Here is a 16,534-nt window from a genome sequence, read left to right as displayed (position 1 = left end):
TCAGTTCAAAGGTGAAGTTTCAGCTTAACTTTTTAGAAAAAAACAAACTGAACTGTATAATATGAATCCCCAACTGTAGTAAAAATTTAAGATTCTCTATCAATAAAAGATTTCTGTAAATCGTATCTTCGGAAAAAAGTACTCATAAAATGACGGATTCAGAAAAAGTAGATGTTTTCATAGAAAAGCAAACACAGTGGAAGGAAAAGCTAAAGCAACTTCGGACGATTATTGTGAAAACAGAGCTTAAAGAAGAGGTGAAATGGGGCAAACCAACTTATACGCTTAATGGAAAATTGGTGGTGGCTATGGCAGATTTCAAAAACCACATGGCGCTTTGGTTTCATCAAGGGGTATTTTTGAAGGACCAACACAAAAAACTAGTGAATGCACAAGAAGGCGTTACTAAAGCCCTGCGACAATGGCGAATTGAAGTAGATGACGAAATAGATTCCATAATTGTTAAGGAATACGTTGAAGAAGCCATTGCAAACTCGAAGGCTGGAAAAGAGCTGAAGCCAACTCCTAAAAAAGATGTAATTATTCCGCCATTATTAAAACAAGCCTTTAATAATGATAATTCTTTAAAAGATCATTTTAAAAAACTAACGCCCGGTAGGCAGCGTGAATATGCGGGTTATATTGCTGAAGCTAAGCGCGAAGCTACGCAACAAAATAGATTAGAAAAGTGCATTCCTATGATAGAAAAAGGCATCGGACTTCACGACAAATACAAAAACTGCTAATGGCAATAAAACCGCATTTTGAAAGATACACCACCCGCCAGATTTGGTTTTACACGCGGCGTGCATTTTGGATTTTAGTGGCTTGGGTACTAATTTCTAATATTATGTTTTTTTATGAATTCATCACGCTAAAAAGCAATGGCGTATTGAGTTCCAGCTACGATATGTATTCAGCGATAATGGCAAATTTAATCGTTGCAATTTCCGCTGGGCTTATAGGCGGCATTGTAACGGTAAACTTAATGGAGCGCTGGTTGCGGCGTTTGGTTTTCTGGAAAGCACTACTCTATTTAATTATAGCCTACACATTTACAGCCTTTCTCGTTGGATCCTTCGGAGCTATTTATATTAAGAGTGAAGACTTGGGAATACCCTTTTACTCATTTGAAGTATTGCAGCAAACGTTTTATTTCTTCGGATCGTGGCTATTTATAAAGAATTATGTTATTTGGCTTTTTATCATTTTGGTAACGCTAATTGTTTTGATGGTGAACGATAAATACGGTCCAGGAGTTTTTCCCGATTATTTAATAGGTAGATATTTTAGACCCAAACACGAACGCCGTATTTTTATGTTTGCCGATATAAAAAATGCGACTGGCATTGCTGAAAGTTTGGGTGAAGAGAAATATTTTAATTTTCTGAAAGATTTCTTTAGACACATCGCCCCCGCAATTGTGCAAACCCGTGGTGAAGTTTATCAATACGTAGGTGACGAAGTTGTAGTTTCTTGGAAAATGAAATGGGGCCTAAAACACGGAAATGCGATTCAATGTTTTTATAGTATGAAAAAAATTATTGCCTATAAAGCACCTAAATATTTAAAACGATATGGTTATGTTCCCGAATTTAAAGTAGGTCTGCATTACGGTACTGTGATGGTGGGCGAAATTGGACAAATAAAACGGGACATCGCTTTTTCTGGCGATGTTTTAAACACAACTTCTCGCATTCAAGCTATGTGCAACGAACTAGACGTAGAAATTTTAGTCTCCAAACCATTTGCTGATATTGCCTATAAATTACCAAAAGGCGTTTCAAAAAAAGAAATGGGTAAAGAAAAACTTCGTGGCAAAAGCGAAGAAATTGAACTAGTTACTTATTTGAAAAACTAACGTTTTTTCAAATGTAAATACCCCGCAATAGATTTTAAATTTCCGATAATATATCTTAAAAAGTGGGAAATAAAAAGCTACTCCTCTCCTTTTGGGAGACCGGAAGGAGACTTTTTAAACGGGCGAATAATTAACCGCGCGGCTTTGTCGTAATTTATATAGCTATACGTCCAATTAAAGAATGTAATTACTCTATTTCTAAAACCTACCAAAAACCATAAGTGCACGAACATCCATAAAAACCAAGCTATAGCACCGCCAAAGTGCAAATTGCCAATATCTACCACTGCTTTATTTCTACCCACAGTGGCCATAGTCCCTTTATCAAAATACTTAAAAGGATCCATTGGCGAACCTTTTAACATTTTCCTGAAATTTTTCCCTAACTGCTTTCCTTGTTGGATGGCTGGCTGTGCAACCTGCGGATGTCCTCTTGGAAAATCTTCACTTTCCATTAAAGCAATATCGCCTAAAGCATATATATTTTCAAAGCCTTTTATTCTGTTGAATTCATCAACCCGATAACGATTTGCTTTTTCTACCAATGCTTCACCATTAATTCCTTTTATTGGCGCCCCAGTTACTCCCGCCGCCCAAATGAAAGTTGCGGTTTCAAATTTTTTACCGTCTTTAGTAGTTACCGTTTTTCCGTCGTAATCGCTTATAAAAGTTTCAAGATGAACCTGAACGCCAAGTTTTTCAAGGAATTGTTGCGCCTTTGCGGAGACTTTTTCACTCATTGGAGGCAAAACCCTGTTCTGTCCTTCAATAAGATGAACGAACATTTCTTCTTCTTCAAGTTCGGGATAATCGTGTTCAAGAATTCCTTTTCTGAATTCTGCCAAAGCTCCAGCCAATTCCACTCCTGTGGGGCCAGCACCGGCAATCACGAAATTCAATAAACGTTTTCTTTCAGTTTCATCTGAAGTAATATCTGCTTTTTCAATATTCTGAAGCATCAAACTACGAATATTCAACGCCTGCGGAACCGTCTTCATCGGCATACTATTTTCCGCAATACTTTCATTACCGAAGTAATTAGTACGCGTGCCAGTGGCAATTACCAAATAATCAAAATGCAAACTGCCAATAGAAGTGGCAATCGTGTTGTTGTTGGTATTTATATTTTCCACCTCTGCCATTCTAAAGTGAAAATCGATAGTACGTCTAAAAATCTTCCGAAGCGGATAAGCAATGGAATCTGGTTCTAATCCCGCCGTGGAAACTTGATACAGCAATGGTTGGAAGGTGTGGTAATTATGTCTATCAAAAAGAACGATTTGCACATTTTCTTTTTGAATCTTTTTTATGAAGGAAATACCAGCAAATCCACCACCTATAACAACTATTCGTGGACGGCCAGTTTCGGGAATATTCATTTGTTTTTTCTTTCTATAAAGTTACTCATACTAGCAATAGTTAGGGTATTTTTTAGGATTTTTGTAACATAGTACTTTAAGTATACACTAATCAATTACCAACAAAATTACCATTGAACAAAGAACTGGAACATAGTTTTGTAACCCAACTTGAGGAGAACCAAAACATTGTACATAAAATATGTAGGTTATACACAAACGACAGCGACGCCCACAACGATCTGTTTCAGGAAATAACCATACAGCTTTGGCGTGCATTCCCCAAATTTCGGGGCGATTCTAAGTTTAGTACGTGGATGTATCGCGTGGCGCTGAATACCGCGATTACGTTGTATAGAAAATCTAAGCGTACCATAAAAACGCAGGATTATGAAGGGGTTAGCTTTAAAATTTCTTCGGTACCGTATGATGATACCGCAGAGCAACAACTAAAACTGATGTATACTGCTGTAAAAGTTTTAAATGATATTGACAAAGCGCTTGTTTTTCTCTATTTGGAAGACAAAAACTATAAAGAAATTTCCGAAACTTTGGGTATAACCGAAGTCAATGCACGTGTAAAAATGAATAGGATAAAGGAGAAATTACGAACTATTTTAAATCCGTAACCCACTATGGATCAACTAGAATTATTAAAAAAACAATGGCAAAGCACGGAACAAGAGCTTCCGAAACTTTCTTATACCGATATTTATAAAATGCTATTAAAGAAATCTTCTTCCATAGTGAAGTGGATTTTTTATATAAGCATTGCCGAAATTATTTTCTGGACTGTGCTAGCTCTTTTCGTTCCTGAATCCAGTAGAAAATTTACTGACGACATAGGTTTACATACAGTCTTAATTGCCATAAATGTTATAAACTATTCGGTTTTTGCGATTTTTATTTTTCTCTTTTATAGAAATTATCGAAAAATTTCAACCACAGATACCATCAAGGAATTGATGAAAAATATTCTGCAAACTCGTACCACTGTTAAGTATTTTGTCTTTTACAATATAACAGCTTCCATACTTTTAATAATTGGAATAAATATTTACTACTATCTAAATCAAGATATTGTTTTTCAATTTATGATTGAAGATTACGGGGTAGCAAAAATTTCACAAGAGAAGTTTATGAATATGTTTTTCCTTATTCAAATACTTTTTGGAATTGTTATGGTCGTGCTGATTTTGCTTTTTTACCGACTTGTTTACGGTATTCTGCTGAAAAGACTCAACAAAAATTATAAGGAATTAAAGAAAATAGAAGTTTAAAATAAGTTGGCAGTTGCAGTTTTCAGTAACGCCAATGCGAACTGCTTCTGAACTCTGAATACTATATTTAATATCTCCAGTGGCGCTCTTTGTTCAATTCTTCTTCGCTTTTCAATACTGCAGAAGGAATAACTTTTAAAAATGATGGATGTTGCTCTATTGCATATTCCAATTGTTCTACGATTTTCTCCATAGAATCATTTTCGTAATCTATTTCCAAAGGTGGTTTTATTTCCATGGTTTGAAGAATACCACGCTTTTTAATTCGGATTCCTTTTTTATCAAAAGATCTTCTGAAACCATCAATAACAATAGGTACAACTACAGGTTTATTCTTTTTAATAATATGCGCCGTTCCTCGTCTGATTGGTTTCCAAGGTTTCGTAGTTCCCTGTGGAAATGTGATAACCCAGCCATCATTTAATGCTTTGGTGATGTTACTTACATCACTCATTTTTACTTGCTTATTTATATCTTGGCCCTTCTCGCGCCAAGTACGTTCAATACTAACAGAACCTGCATAGGCTAGGATTTTTGGAAGTAAACCAGCTTTCATAGTTTCCTTTGCAGCAACAAAATAAATATTCAGTTTTGGACGCCATAAATAGCCCACGTTTTTAATACTGTCGTCTCTACCGCTTAGGCTAGCATTAAAGACGTGAAGCATTGCTGCCACATCTGCAAAATAGGTTTGGTGATTACTTACAAAAAGCACGTTAGTTTCGGGAAGCGATTTCAAAATCTCGCTTCCGTGAATTTGCAAATCGTTAAAACCTTTGAAACGTCTGTGGGTTAAAGCACCCGCAATCCGGATTAACCAGAGTTTTAAAAAAAGTGAATGCCCAAAAGGGTTTTTTTTGAAAAAAGTCATTTTCAGTGGTCAGTATTCAATGGTCAGTAATCAGTGGTATGTAGCCAGTTGTAGTACATTGTACTTTATCAAGCTCCGTAATTTTAATTCAGATATTTCAAACTATACATCATTCCTTCGGCATTATCCATTGCTAAATATTTAGTCAGGACAAATATACTAAAATATGCTTTTACAGTACCTTTTTAAGCAATTCTCGCACTTCGTTGAGCATCATAGCGGTAGCTCCCCAAACTATGTGTCCGTTCAGTTTAAAGGCTGGCACTTCAATGCTTGTAGCATATGATGTTGTCAGCGTTTGGGTAGTAATGTTTATATCGTTCATAAAATCGGTTAAAGTAACTTCTATTAAAGCTTCCACTTCTTCCTCCTGTGCAATAAATTTGGGCGACTGTGCTGTGATGCCCAAAAATGGTTGCACAAAAAAATCACTCGGCGGAATATAAATTTCGGTAAGTTGTTTTAAAACTGAAATAGTATCTCGCGGCACCCCCACTTCTTCCTCCGTTTCGCGTAAAGCTGCATCTTGTATTGAAAGATCGCTTGTTTCAAGTTTTCCTCCTGGAAAACCCACTTGTGCAGAATGTACGCCTTTATACGTTTTACGAAGAATTAAAATTAATCGTGTTTCAAAATCATCTGCTGGATAAAAAAGTGACATAACTCCTGCCCTCTTTGCGGTATCTTTTTCGCGAGCAACCCGTTTCAATTCCTGCAAGCGTTCCATGGGTGCCATTTTAAATTGGACCGATTCGCCGGGCAGTTCCATTTTTGTTACTTTTACAATCCGTTTTTCAAAATCGCGAAAATCCATTTATGAGAAAGTTGTTTATTTATTGCTTCGGAATAGTTCTATTTTTTGGCAGCTGTGAAGATAAGAAAAAGCAGTTCGATGCCGATAACTATCGGGACGAAACTGAAAAGGATACTTCGGCTACACTGAGTAACCAAAAAATAGAAGCAGAAAAAATCGACGAACCAGAATATGCCCAAATCACGAATGAAAATGTAGTTTCATTTTTAACCGAATACGGCAAAAACAATCCTGAAACCAAGGTTTTAATCACTACCCGTTTTGGCGATATTGAAATAAAGCTTTACAAAGACACCCCGCTACACCGCGCAAATATTATCTATTTGGTAAAGCAACATTATTTTGAAGAAACCTTTTTCCATCGGGTAGTTCCAAATTTTATAATTCAAGTTGGTAATAGCGATCTGTCTTCAACGCAAAAGAAACGTGCGGAACTTGGGAAGGAATATTTGCTTCCTGCTGAAATAATTCCGGGACGAATCCACGAATACGGAACCGTTTCTGGCGCAAAAGAATACCGCGAAAACCCAGATCATAGAACCGCACCTTATGAATTTTTCATATTCCTTGGCCCAAAATCTTCAACAACGCATTTGAATGGAAAATACACCATCTTCGGAAAAGTGACCAAAGGAATGGATGTGGTGGAAGAAATTTCAAAAGTAAAAGCCGATGATGGGGATTGGCCGTTGCAGAATATTTATATTAGTGCAAAGGTTTTAGAATAAAACTATTCTTTTATAAATTTTCCAACTCATCCTTCCTATAAATACTCGGCAACGAAAGATTGAAAGTCACAGCCAGCAACCGAACAACAAATACAATTGAACCTGAAATAACAACTATAAAAGTTTCAGAAATTGGAGTAGCGTGCAACACAAAATAAGCAGTAGCGCCTAAAATACAGGCGGTGGCATAAATTTCTTTTCTGAAAATAATCGGAATTTCATTACAAAGTATATCACGGATTACACCTCCAAAACAGGCCGTTATCGTACCTAATGCAACACAAATTATAGGTTCAAATCCTGCGGCAATCCCTTTCTCTACCCCTACAATTGTATAAAGCGCAATCCCAATAGTATCAAACAAAAACAGTGATCGCCGAATGTAACCTAGTCTTTTTCTAATTATCACTGCAAAAACAGTGGAACCGAATATTACGTACACATATGTTAAGTCACGCATCCACGCTACATTAGCATCAATAAGTATATCGCGCAGAGTTCCGCCACCAACCGCTGTTACGAAGGCAATTATTAAAATACCGAAGGGGTCTAAGCGTTTGTTAAGCGCCATAAGCACTCCTGATATTGCAAAGGCGATTGTTCCGAGTATATCTATTATAAGTAATAACTTCACATGTTCTGGGTATAGTAGTTATAATCTTTTATAACTTTATCAATAAATTTCATTGGTGTTTCTTCTAGTTTTACTTCCATAACTGACGAAACCCGATATGCAAGTTTCAAAATTACATTATGATTTCCGTTATTTCGTGCTTCCACGAAAAGATTCTTAATAGTCTGTATTTCCGAATCGCTAAAAACTGTGACTTGTGGATAACTTGGTTCGTGATCTTCGGGAATATCCATTAAAATAGTTTGAGCAAAATTAACGATTTGCTTCTCAGTAATAACCGTTGTGGCGGCTGCAATATCTCCCACACGCTGCCCTTTTCCGTTCAATAAAATTGTTACAAGCGCCAAGCCACCAGCAGTAGCCGTAATATCTATTAATCTTATAAGCCATCGCAACATATAATTAGAAAATGCAGGCTTTGAGCCATCAGTTTTCACAACGCGTAACTTCAATAAGGCTTTGCCGGGACTTCTTCCGTTCCAAAGTGTTTCCCATATTAAATGGTACAGAAACAGCGGGAGACCAATGGTCATACCGACAATCATATAATAGTCATCAGATAAACTGACGTTAGAAAATAGCATAATCACTATAAAAACGTATAAACCCATAATTATACCGTCAACAAGATACGCAACAATGCGGTCTCCAACTCCTGCAACATTTTGAAGAATGTTTACATTTTGGGCGGTTTCTATTTGAAAATCATCCATTAAATATGTTCCTTTGGGCAAAAGTACTGCACAATATGCGCGAAGCCGCTTTTGCGAAGCAAAATAAGGATAAATGGTTAAAATTTGAAAGTGTTCTTCGGAATAATGTTCAAATGAATCCCGACGAACTTAGCGCACTCTATATTGAAGTAACCGATCATTTAAGCTACGCCCGCACTTTTTACCCCAATAGTAACACACTCAAGTATTTAAACGGAATTTCCGTTTTAGCGCATCAAAAAATTTATAAAACCAAGCGCGAATCGCGTACTAGGTTTATTACATTTTACACAAAAGAATTTCCGTTGTTTTTCTCGCAATACCATAAACAATTGCTTATTGTGTTTGTTGTATTTCTACTTTTCTCAATAATTGGAGCATATTCCGCTGCTACGGATGGCAATTTTGTAAGGCTTATTTTGGGCGATGGTTATGTAAATATGACTCTAGCAAACATTGAAAAAGGTGATCCAATGGCGGTTTACAAAGAGATGGGAGCGCTAAATATGTTTTTAGGCATAACTATTAATAATATGACGGTAGCGCTTTACGCCTTTGTTTACGGGTTGTTTTTAAGTCTTGGAACAATATATATCATTATGCGTAATGCAATAATGCTTGGCTCATTTCAGTATTTCTTTTATGACAAAGGATTGCTTTGGGAATCTGTAAGAACTATTTGGATTCACGGTACAATTGAAATTTCTGTAATTATTATAGCCGCTTGCGCAGGCTTGGTTTTAGGAAATAGCATCTTATTTCCGGGAACTTATACAAGATTGCAATCTTTTATTCGCGGCGCAAAAGATGGATTAAAAATTATGTTAAGCACGGTTCCATTTTTTATAATTGCTGGTTTCCTTGAAGGTTTTGTAACGCGCCACACCGAAATGCCGGATTGGCTAGCAATACTCATAATAAGTAGCTCGCTTTTTCTAATTTTATATTATTATGTTTTATACCCTTTAAAATTGAAAAGAAGAATTGAAGGAGTTTAGAGAAATAATAGAATCATCCTTTTTATCAATACAATCAACACAATTAAACAATAATGAACGAAACAATAAATTTTAAACAACAGCGCGAGCTGGGAACTATTCTAACAGATATTTTCAAATTCATCCGGTTAAACTGGAAATTACTTTTTGAAATGATACTTAAAATTGCCGGACCTGCACTCTTGGTAATGCTTGTTGCTTATGTTTTCTATATGCAATCCATCGTAGGTAGCGCCGGAATTTTAGAAAGCGTTGGTTCTATGTCTGGCTTTTCAAGCAATATGGTCTTGGCTTTTATAGTTTTATTGTTATCAGGATTAGTCTATTACGCTCTTTTAAACGGTGTGATTTTACACTTCATAAAATCGTACATAAAAAATAATGGCGTTGTTATAAAAGAAGAAGTTTACGAAGGCGTAAAAGACGATTTTTGGAAACTTATTGGCACAAGCTTTTTGGTGAGTCTTATCGTAGGTGTCGGTACTATGTTCTGTGTTATCCCAGGAATCTATTTTGGTGTAGTACTCTCAATTGCTTACGCAGTAGTTGTATTTAATAATAATGCAGCATCAGATTCTATCAGTACATGCTTCAACCTTATAAAGGGCGAATGGTGGATTACTTTCGCAACTTTTATAGTTGTTTTCTTGTTGTACTACTTTATTGCTATCATTTTTCAAATACCGCAGTATATTTATTTCTTTACCAACACGCTTACAATGACTCAAGAAGTTTCTGCAGATCCTTCTACTATGTTTGATTGGGTTTACATAACCCTCACAACAATTGGAATGGTTTTTCAATACCTTCTCTATTCAATTATCGTTATTAGTACTGCTTTTGTATATTTTAATCTGAATGAAAAGAAACACTTTACCGGCACCATGGAGACCATAGAATCTATTGGAAAACAGGAAGAATAATATGCGAAAATTGGGGTTTATTTTTTACTTTTTGCTGTTGGTATGCTTTGCGCAATTCAAAGTATTTGCCCAAGATAGCATTGCTACACAGCCGAAAAAAGAAATTCTATACGATACGTCTGAAAATTTAAACCAACCCAATTTCAGCAAAGAAATCATTGGAGAATATAAAAAAGACAGCGCTTTCGATTATACCGAAAAACCGGTTGCCGAAAATTGGTGGTCGCAGTTTACAAACTGGATTTGGGAACTTTGGGTGAAATTCTGGCAATGGCTCGCAGGCGATTTTGAAGCGGGTGGCTTCATTTCATTTTTAGTTCACGTGCTGCCTTATATTTTTCTTATTGCCATTATAGGCTTTGTAATTTGGTTATTTTATAAACTGAATCCAGGTGCTACATTTTTTAAATCGAAAGAAAAACCTGGTGTGTTTTTTTCCGAAGAGGAAGAAATCATTAAAAGCAAAAACATTAAGAAATTAATTGACAAGGCATTGGCTAATAATGATTATAGGCTCGCAGTGCGCTATTATTATTTATTGATTCTGAAAAAACTGACAGATGCCGAACTTATAAATTATGAATTTGACAAAACCAATAGCGAGTATTTTACCGAAATATCTTCAGATAAATTAAATTCCGGATTCCGCAAAGTAACTACGCTGTACGACTATATTTGGTACGGAAGTTTTGCCGTTACCGAAACTGATTACAGAAAAGCCGAGCATACTTTTACTGCTTTGGAAAACCAAATACCAAAACCTCTTGACTAAGCTCCAAAAAATATTCCTCTTTGGTTTCCTGCTTGTGCTGGCTGGATTGGTATATATGGAAGCCAACAAACCACAACCCCTCAATTGGTTTCCCAGTTATAGCAAAGAAGATAAAATTCCGTTGGGAACTTATGTTCTGTTTGATTTGCTGAAAAATTCATTTGATGAAAAACTGGTTGAAAAAGATATTCCTCCTTTTGAAGCTTTGCAGAACAGCGCTTTAAAAGGAACATACTTTTTTTTGAATAACTCATTAGATTTTGACAAAACAGAACTCGATTCACTTTTGGCTTGGGCCGAAAAAGGCAACACGGTATTTATTTCGGCAAATAATTTTGGCGATAAACTGCAGGACACTTTAAAGCTAGAAATAAGTACCGAAGTAAATGTTGAAAAAATAGGCACCGAACCGTTACTGAAACTGGTGAATAAAAAGTTCGATTCACAGAAACCATTTCATATAAAAAAGGATTTACCAGTTCGTTACTTTTCAGAAATAGATACGTTGACTCAAACCGTTTTAGGCGTTTCAGGAACATATATTAATACGCTAGAAATAAAAGAGCCACGTGTTAATTTTATAAAAGCACCTATGGGCAAAGGATGGTTTTTTCTTCATTTGCAGCCTGAGATTTTTTCGAATTACTTTCTTCTTTCCGAAGAAAACGCCCAGCATACCTCGCAAGTTCTTTCGTACATTAATGATGGTAGCACTGTGTATTGGGATAATTATTACAAATCTGGAAAGCGCGTAGATATTTCGCCATTGCGGGTATTGCTTAGCAACAAATATTTTAAGTGGGCATATTATTTTGTACTTATTGGGGTATTGCTTTTCATAATTTTTGAAGGACGAAGAAAACAACGAAGTATTCCAATCATACAGCCGCTAACAAACAAAACCTACGAGTATACACGCACGATTGCCGGAATCTATCTTGATAAAAAAGAAAACCATTTAATTGCTGAAAAACAGATTGCCCTTTTTATGGAATTTATTCGAACCCGACTTAGGGTTCCGACAGAAAAGGTTAACGAACGATTTTATAAAGCGGTTGCGGAACGTAGTGGAAACACCCAAGAAGACACCCTAAAACTGTTTACTTTTATTGAAAAAGTGAACAATCAAAATAATACTTCCCAAGAGGAATTACTGAAATTATATAAAGAAATTAAAGAATTTAAAAAGAAGACCGATGGAAAATCCTGAAGAAAATAATGACGAGTTACACTTTAATAATCGCATTCCGCTGGATGAGCTGAAAACAGCGGTGGAGAGCATCAAAAAACAACTTTCTAAAATAATTATCGGACAGGAAGATTTTATTGAATTGCTTATCGTAAGCCTTTTGGCAAACGGCCACGTATTAATTGAAGGTGTTCCAGGAATTGCAAAAACTATTACTGCAAAGCTTTTCGCCAAAACGTTGAAAACAGATTTCAGTCGAATCCAGTTTACGCCAGATTTGATGCCGAGCGACGTTTTGGGAACTTCAGTACTGAATATGAAAACTTCAGATTTTGAATTTAAAAAAGGTCCAATTTTTTCGAACGTAATTCTAATTGATGAAATAAACCGAGCACCAGCAAAAACGCAGGCTGCACTGTTTGAAGTTATGGAAGAGCGCCAGATAACCATGGACGGAGAGCGACATATAATGGAATATCCTTTTATTGTTCTCGCCACACAAAACCCAGTAGATCAGGAAGGAACTTACGCGCTTCCGGAAGCACAATTAGACCGTTTTCTATTTAAAATAAAAGTGGGTTACCCCAGTTTGGAAGAAGAAATTACCATCTTAAAAACCCATCACGACCGTAAACAGGCAATTCCAGAAAACGCGATTGAAGGCGTTTTAACTCCTGAAGCGTTAAAAACCTTCCGTGCTCAAGTGCAAGAAGTGTTGATTGAGGATAAAATTTTCGCATATATTGCGCAGGTGGTTTATAAAACCCGAAATCATCCGCATTTATTCTTGGGCGCTTCGCCTAGGGCATCACTTGCAATTATGAATGCTTCAAAAGCGTTTGCCGCAATTAACGGACGCGATTTTGTAACTCCAGACGATGTGAAAAAAACTTTGGCTCCTGTTTTAAGACACAGAATAATTCTTTCGCCAGAACGTGAAATGGAAGGTATGACACCCGAAACGGTAATCGACTTAATTAGCCAATCTATAGAAATACCTAGGTAAGTGATTAAATTTCTAAAATCCTTCTACTTAACGCCGCGATTTTTTTACGTGATGGCAACGCTATCTGTATTATTTCTTTTTTCGTATTGGTGGCAGTGGCTTTTTGGAATTGTTTGGATTTTAGTTTTAGTTTTTGCTGTTTTTATTTTGTTCGAAATAACTATGGTTTTTAGCAAAAATGGCTTGGAAGGGCAACGAATTTTACCAGAAAAATTTTCGAACAGCGACAACAATTCTGTTTCTGTACAGCTAATAAATAGTTACCCATTTAAAATTGAAGTGGGCATTATTGACGAATTACCCGTACAATTTCAGAAAAGAGATTTTTTTAAAAGTATTTCAATTGTAGGTAAAAACAAAAACACATTCCAATACGAAGTGCGTCCTGTGGAACGCGGCGAGTACATATTTGGAAATTTAAATTGTTACGTTTCCACTGTAATTGGCGTTGTGCGAAGAAGATATACTTTCAACAATGAACAGTTAGTAAAGGTTTATCCTTCCTTTATTCAAATGAAAAAATATGATTTTTTAGCCATCGACAACAGATTGTCTTTTCTTGGTTTGAAAAAAATAAGACGCATAGGTCACACGATGGAATTTGAGCAAATAAAGGAATATATAGCTGGTGACGATGTGCGAACCGTAAACTGGAAAGCCACTGGAAAGCACGCTCGCTTGATGGTAAACCAATATCAAGATGAAAAAATGCAGCCGGTCTATTCAATCATCGATACGAGCCGCGTGATGAAAATGCCTTTTAATGGCTTGAAGTTACTGGATTACGCTTTAAATAGCGCTTTGGCTTTTTCAAACATTGCCCTAAAAAAAAATGACAAAGTGGGCTTGGTAGATTTTTCTAATATTCCTGGAAATTTTCTTCCTGCCAAGGCCAAGAAAACGTATTTAAACAATATTTTAGAAGCACTATATAATATAGACACCAAGTTTTTGGATGCGGATTATGGCATCTTGCAAGCATTGGTAAAAAGAAAAATAACACATCGAAGTCTTTTGATGCTTTATACCAATTTTGAACACATTTCTGCGCTTCATCGGCAATTGCCCTATTTGCAAGCGATTGCAAAAAAACATGTATTGGTCGTTATCTTTTTTGAAAATACTGAATTGAAAACTTTAACCAATACTGAAGCGAATAGTCTTTCTGAAATTGTGGACCAAACCATTGGACAACATTTCGAATTTGACAAAAAATTAATGGTTCGCGAACTTCAACAACGCGGCATACAAACTATTCTAACTTCACCCGAAGATCTTACTGTAAATACAATAAACAAGTATTTGGAGATTAAGGCAAGAGGCCAGATTTGATATTAGCTTGAAAATTTCGACTCTTCTTCCCTTAAGTTTTTCTTTTTTACTATAAGTTATATTGATGCAAAAGTTATCTTTGCATAAACAATATTTACAATGACGATCACTCAACTTAAGTATGTTTTGGCGGTAGCCGAGCATCAAAACTTTACAAAAGCTGCTGAAAAGACCTTTGTTACACAGCCTACGCTGAGTATGCAAATTCAAAAACTAGAAGACGAGCTAGAAATACTTATTTTCGACAGAAGCAAAAAACCTATAGAACTTACAAGCGTTGGAAAGAAAATTGTGGAACAGGCGCGCAATATTGTGAATGAGTCGGAACGCATGCAGGATGTTGTGGATCAAGAAAAAGGGTTTATTGGTGGAACTTTTAAACTCGGTATAATTCCTACGGTAATGCCAACATTACTCCCCATGTTTCTAAAGAATTTTTCTAATCGCTACCCAAAAGTACAATTGAAAATTGAAGAACTTAATACCGATGAAATAATCACGAAAATTAACGACGGTTATTTAGATGCTGCCATTGCCGCCACACCTTTAGAACACGATAAAATTAAAGAAAGACCTTTATATTACGAGCCATTCGTGGGTTATATTCCTAAAAGTCATCGTTTGGCTTCAAAGGAAAAATTAGAAGTGAGCGATTTGGATATTGACGACATTTTACTGCTGGAAGACGGTCATTGTTTCCGCGATGGAATAATAAATCTTTGCAAAGCGTCAAAGAATGCCAGCAGTGAAAAGTTTCAATTAGAAAGTGGCAGTTTTGAAACGCTTATAAAACTTTCTGATGAAGGTTTGGGAATGACGCTTCTGCCCTATTTACATACTTTAGATATAAATCCGGCACAAAACAAAAATCTGAGATACTTTAAAGAACCTTCACCTGCAAGGGAGGTTAGCTTAATATACAGCAAAAGTGAATTGAAGATGCAAATTATAAATGCGTTACACGATATTATTTCTGGTGTTATTCGTGGCGCCATTGCTTTTCAGGATGTGAAAATAATTAGCCCTGCTAAAAAGTAAAGGGTCGTCTTCGCCTAAAAAAACGCTAAACCCCATAAAAAAATCCCTCTGACAAATCAGAGGGATTTTTTTTATGGGTTTAGGTAGATTAGACATTGATTTAATTGTGGGTTCTGCTTAATAAGAGAATCAATCCACAGTTTAAGTTCCTCAATCTCGTAAGGAAGCAACCGTGTCATTGCTTTTTGTAACTCTTTACAGAACAAATTAACATCAAAGCTTACTTTTGCAAGTACAGCTTTGGTATAATCATACATTGCTCTTGCCATAGCTATTTAAAATTTAATTAGATTTTAGTGAAGTAGCTTTTTATAATAGGCGAAGATTTTAGTATTAATGTGATTTAAATATAGCTATTATTATTGACTTAAACTCTTTTAGTGGTGAATTTCAAGGTGTTAAAATTTCGTTAATTAAATAAAACCATCCCCAACTACTTATGCATAATGACATTAAACTTTTTTTAGCTTCAATGTCCATTCAAACTCGAACGATGAAACTACATCGCCATCTGAGTTCTTTCCTATAGATTTCATGTTAATGGTTTGTCCCTCGCCAGTGGTAATTGCTTTTTTAATTGCATCATCTAATAACACTCCATCTGTACAATTAAATAGAATCCGTCCACGTGCTTTTTTTAGGAAAGTAGCACTGTTATTCGCTACTAGCATCGAAATGTTTTTATTGCTTTCCTTAATTTTCGCCATCACCATTGCTCCGGTGCTTAGTTCGGCAGCCATCCCTTGCACTGCCCAAAACATCGAATTAAAAGGGTTCTGATTTATCCAGCGGTGCTTTACAGTAGTTGTACATTCATTTTCTGAAATTGTTTTTACCCGCACTCCTGTAAAGTAAGCAGAAGGCAATTTAAACAATAGGAAAGTGTTGATTTTACTTGGGCTGAGTTTCATTTCTGTATATATATTCTACGAAGGTATTCAATAAATCAATACCCTCCTATTTGTTAAATAAATGTTAATTATAGTACTATGTGTTACATACTACTGTCTTTTAGAC

19 protein-coding genes are annotated in these 16,534 nt (G+C 35.9%); 12 read left to right on the top strand and 7 right to left on the bottom strand.

The annotated features are described in order from the left end of the window. The first annotated feature begins 149 nt into the window (after window positions 1-149). Together AC3RVG_RS08530 and AC3RVG_RS08525 are read left to right on the top strand one after the other, a co-directional pair. Window positions 150-746: a YdeI/OmpD-associated family protein gene (locus AC3RVG_RS08530; protein ID WP_489691029.1), complete on the top strand. Its 597-nt coding sequence runs from the start codon at window positions 150-152 to the stop codon at window positions 744-746. After that, the gene (locus tag AC3RVG_RS08525) at window positions 746-1,861 is read left to right on the top strand and encodes an adenylate/guanylate cyclase domain-containing protein (protein ID WP_489691028.1); all 1,116 of its coding nucleotides are present in this window, start codon (window positions 746-748) and stop codon (window positions 1,859-1,861) included. The genes AC3RVG_RS08530 and AC3RVG_RS08525 overlap by 1 nt, the downstream gene beginning before the upstream one ends. 77 nt (window positions 1,862-1,938) lie before the next feature. On the opposite strand, the gene AC3RVG_RS08520 is transcribed toward AC3RVG_RS08525, so the two are convergent. Then, window positions 1,939-3,240: an NAD(P)/FAD-dependent oxidoreductase gene (locus AC3RVG_RS08520; protein ID WP_489691027.1), complete on the bottom strand. Its 1,302-nt coding sequence runs from the start codon at window positions 3,238-3,240 to the stop codon at window positions 1,939-1,941. A 113-nt stretch (window positions 3,241-3,353) separates the two neighbouring features. Here AC3RVG_RS08520 and AC3RVG_RS08515 point away from each other — a divergent pair, with 113 nt between their 5' ends. Together AC3RVG_RS08515 and AC3RVG_RS08510 are read left to right on the top strand one after the other, a co-directional pair. Further along, window positions 3,354-3,848, top strand: a complete 495-nt coding sequence (locus tag AC3RVG_RS08515; protein ID WP_489691026.1) for an RNA polymerase sigma factor — start codon at window positions 3,354-3,356, stop codon at window positions 3,846-3,848. A 6-nt stretch (window positions 3,849-3,854) separates the two neighbouring features. Beyond that, window positions 3,855-4,499, top strand: coding sequence for a DUF8845 family protein (locus AC3RVG_RS08510; protein WP_489691025.1), 645 nt, complete (start codon window positions 3,855-3,857; stop codon window positions 4,497-4,499). A gap of 67 nt (window positions 4,500-4,566) precedes the next feature. Here AC3RVG_RS08510 and AC3RVG_RS08505 read toward each other — a convergent pair whose 3' ends face one another. Both AC3RVG_RS08505 and AC3RVG_RS08500 read right to left on the bottom strand, forming a co-directional pair. Continuing rightward, complete coding sequence (locus AC3RVG_RS08505; RefSeq protein ID WP_489691024.1) at window positions 4,567-5,370, bottom strand: lysophospholipid acyltransferase family protein; 804 nt, start codon at window positions 5,368-5,370, stop codon at window positions 4,567-4,569. 172 nt (window positions 5,371-5,542) lie between these two features. Continuing rightward, entirely contained in the window at window positions 5,543-6,184 is a 642-nt protein-coding gene (locus tag AC3RVG_RS08500) for an NUDIX hydrolase (protein WP_489691023.1), read from the bottom strand. A gap of 2 nt (window positions 6,185-6,186) precedes the next feature. On the opposite strand from AC3RVG_RS08500, the gene AC3RVG_RS08495 reads away from it, so the two are divergent. After that, the gene (locus AC3RVG_RS08495; RefSeq protein ID WP_489691022.1) at window positions 6,187-6,912 is read left to right on the top strand and encodes a peptidylprolyl isomerase; all 726 of its coding nucleotides are present in this window, start codon (window positions 6,187-6,189) and stop codon (window positions 6,910-6,912) included. 10 nt (window positions 6,913-6,922) lie between these two features. On the opposite strand, the gene AC3RVG_RS08490 is transcribed toward AC3RVG_RS08495, so the two are convergent. After that, window positions 6,923-7,546 (bottom strand): trimeric intracellular cation channel family protein, encoded by a 624-nt coding sequence (locus AC3RVG_RS08490; protein ID WP_489691021.1) that lies wholly within the window; start codon window positions 7,544-7,546, stop codon window positions 6,923-6,925. Then, window positions 7,543-8,259, bottom strand: coding sequence for an RDD family protein (locus AC3RVG_RS08485; RefSeq protein WP_489691020.1), 717 nt, complete (start codon window positions 8,257-8,259; stop codon window positions 7,543-7,545). The genes AC3RVG_RS08490 and AC3RVG_RS08485 overlap by 4 nt, the downstream gene beginning before the upstream one ends. 35 nt (window positions 8,260-8,294) lie before the next feature. On the opposite strand from AC3RVG_RS08485, the gene AC3RVG_RS08480 reads away from it, so the two are divergent. The 7 genes from AC3RVG_RS08480 (at window position 8,295) to AC3RVG_RS08450 (ending at window position 15,517) form a co-directional block, all read left to right on the top strand. Next, window positions 8,295-9,257 carry a stage II sporulation protein M gene (locus AC3RVG_RS08480; RefSeq protein WP_489691209.1) on the top strand — a complete coding sequence of 321 codons (963 nt, stop codon included), beginning with the start codon at window positions 8,295-8,297 and terminating at the stop codon, window positions 9,255-9,257. Between the two features lie 53 nt (window positions 9,258-9,310). Beyond that, window positions 9,311-10,180 (top strand): hypothetical protein, encoded by an 870-nt coding sequence (locus AC3RVG_RS08475; RefSeq protein ID WP_489691019.1) that lies wholly within the window; start codon window positions 9,311-9,313, stop codon window positions 10,178-10,180. Window position 10,181: 1 nt separating this feature from the next. Further along, window positions 10,182-10,952 carry a DUF4129 domain-containing protein gene (locus AC3RVG_RS08470; protein ID WP_489691018.1) on the top strand — a complete coding sequence of 257 codons (771 nt, stop codon included), beginning with the start codon at window positions 10,182-10,184 and terminating at the stop codon, window positions 10,950-10,952. After that, window positions 10,945-12,162, top strand: coding sequence for a DUF4350 domain-containing protein (locus AC3RVG_RS08465; protein ID WP_489691017.1), 1,218 nt, complete (start codon window positions 10,945-10,947; stop codon window positions 12,160-12,162). Before AC3RVG_RS08470 ends, AC3RVG_RS08465 begins: the two co-directional genes overlap by 8 nt. Then, window positions 12,149-13,147 carry an AAA family ATPase gene (locus tag AC3RVG_RS08460; RefSeq protein ID WP_489691016.1) on the top strand — a complete coding sequence of 333 codons (999 nt, stop codon included), beginning with the start codon at window positions 12,149-12,151 and terminating at the stop codon, window positions 13,145-13,147. The genes AC3RVG_RS08465 and AC3RVG_RS08460 overlap by 14 nt, the downstream gene beginning before the upstream one ends. Next, a complete protein-coding gene (locus tag AC3RVG_RS08455; RefSeq protein WP_489691015.1) occupies window positions 13,148-14,479 on the top strand; it encodes a DUF58 domain-containing protein in 1,332 nt (443 codons plus the stop codon). Between the two features lie 99 nt (window positions 14,480-14,578). After that, window positions 14,579-15,517, top strand: a complete 939-nt coding sequence (locus AC3RVG_RS08450; RefSeq protein ID WP_489691014.1) for a LysR family transcriptional regulator — start codon at window positions 14,579-14,581, stop codon at window positions 15,515-15,517. Window positions 15,518-15,588: 71 nt separating this feature from the next. On the opposite strand, the gene AC3RVG_RS08445 is transcribed toward AC3RVG_RS08450, so the two are convergent. After that, entirely contained in the window at window positions 15,589-15,786 is a 198-nt protein-coding gene (locus tag AC3RVG_RS08445) for a hypothetical protein (RefSeq protein ID WP_489691013.1), read from the bottom strand. A 183-nt stretch (window positions 15,787-15,969) separates the two neighbouring features. After that, complete coding sequence (locus AC3RVG_RS08440; protein ID WP_489691012.1) at window positions 15,970-16,428, bottom strand: DUF4442 domain-containing protein; 459 nt, start codon at window positions 16,426-16,428, stop codon at window positions 15,970-15,972. Window positions 16,429-16,534 lie beyond the last annotated feature (106 nt).

The organism is Aequorivita sp. IT1282 (assembly GCF_058068205.1).
This window is presented reverse-complemented; position numbering and strand designations above follow the sequence as displayed.

Coding starts and splice junctions, on each gene's coding strand:
- AC3RVG_RS08530 (WP_489691029.1), top strand. CDS start 150: ATGACGGATTCAGAAAAAGTAGATGTTTTCATAGAAAAGCAAACACAG.
- AC3RVG_RS08525 (WP_489691028.1), top strand. CDS start 746: ATGGCAATAAAACCGCATTTTGAAAGATACACCACCCGCCAGATTTGG.
- AC3RVG_RS08520 (WP_489691027.1), bottom strand. CDS start 3,240: ATGAATATTCCCGAAACTGGCCGTCCACGAATAGTTGTTATAGGTGGT.
- AC3RVG_RS08510 (WP_489691025.1), top strand. CDS start 3,855: ATGGATCAACTAGAATTATTAAAAAAACAATGGCAAAGCACGGAACAA.
- AC3RVG_RS08505 (WP_489691024.1), bottom strand. CDS start 5,370: ATGACTTTTTTCAAAAAAAACCCTTTTGGGCATTCACTTTTTTTAAAA.
- AC3RVG_RS08500 (WP_489691023.1), bottom strand. CDS start 6,184: ATGGATTTTCGCGATTTTGAAAAACGGATTGTAAAAGTAACAAAAATG.
- AC3RVG_RS08495 (WP_489691022.1), top strand. CDS start 6,187: ATGAGAAAGTTGTTTATTTATTGCTTCGGAATAGTTCTATTTTTTGGC.
- AC3RVG_RS08485 (WP_489691020.1), bottom strand. CDS start 8,259: ATGGATGATTTTCAAATAGAAACCGCCCAAAATGTAAACATTCTTCAA.
- AC3RVG_RS08480 (WP_489691209.1), top strand. CDS start 8,295: ATGCGCGAAGCCGCTTTTGCGAAGCAAAATAAGGATAAATGGTTAAAA.
- AC3RVG_RS08475 (WP_489691019.1), top strand. CDS start 9,311: ATGAACGAAACAATAAATTTTAAACAACAGCGCGAGCTGGGAACTATT.
- AC3RVG_RS08470 (WP_489691018.1), top strand. CDS start 10,182: ATGCGAAAATTGGGGTTTATTTTTTACTTTTTGCTGTTGGTATGCTTT.
- AC3RVG_RS08460 (WP_489691016.1), top strand. CDS start 12,149: ATGGAAAATCCTGAAGAAAATAATGACGAGTTACACTTTAATAATCGC.
- AC3RVG_RS08450 (WP_489691014.1), top strand. CDS start 14,579: ATGACGATCACTCAACTTAAGTATGTTTTGGCGGTAGCCGAGCATCAA.
- AC3RVG_RS08445 (WP_489691013.1), bottom strand. CDS start 15,786: ATGGCAAGAGCAATGTATGATTATACCAAAGCTGTACTTGCAAAAGTA.
- AC3RVG_RS08440 (WP_489691012.1), bottom strand. CDS start 16,428: ATGAAACTCAGCCCAAGTAAAATCAACACTTTCCTATTGTTTAAATTG.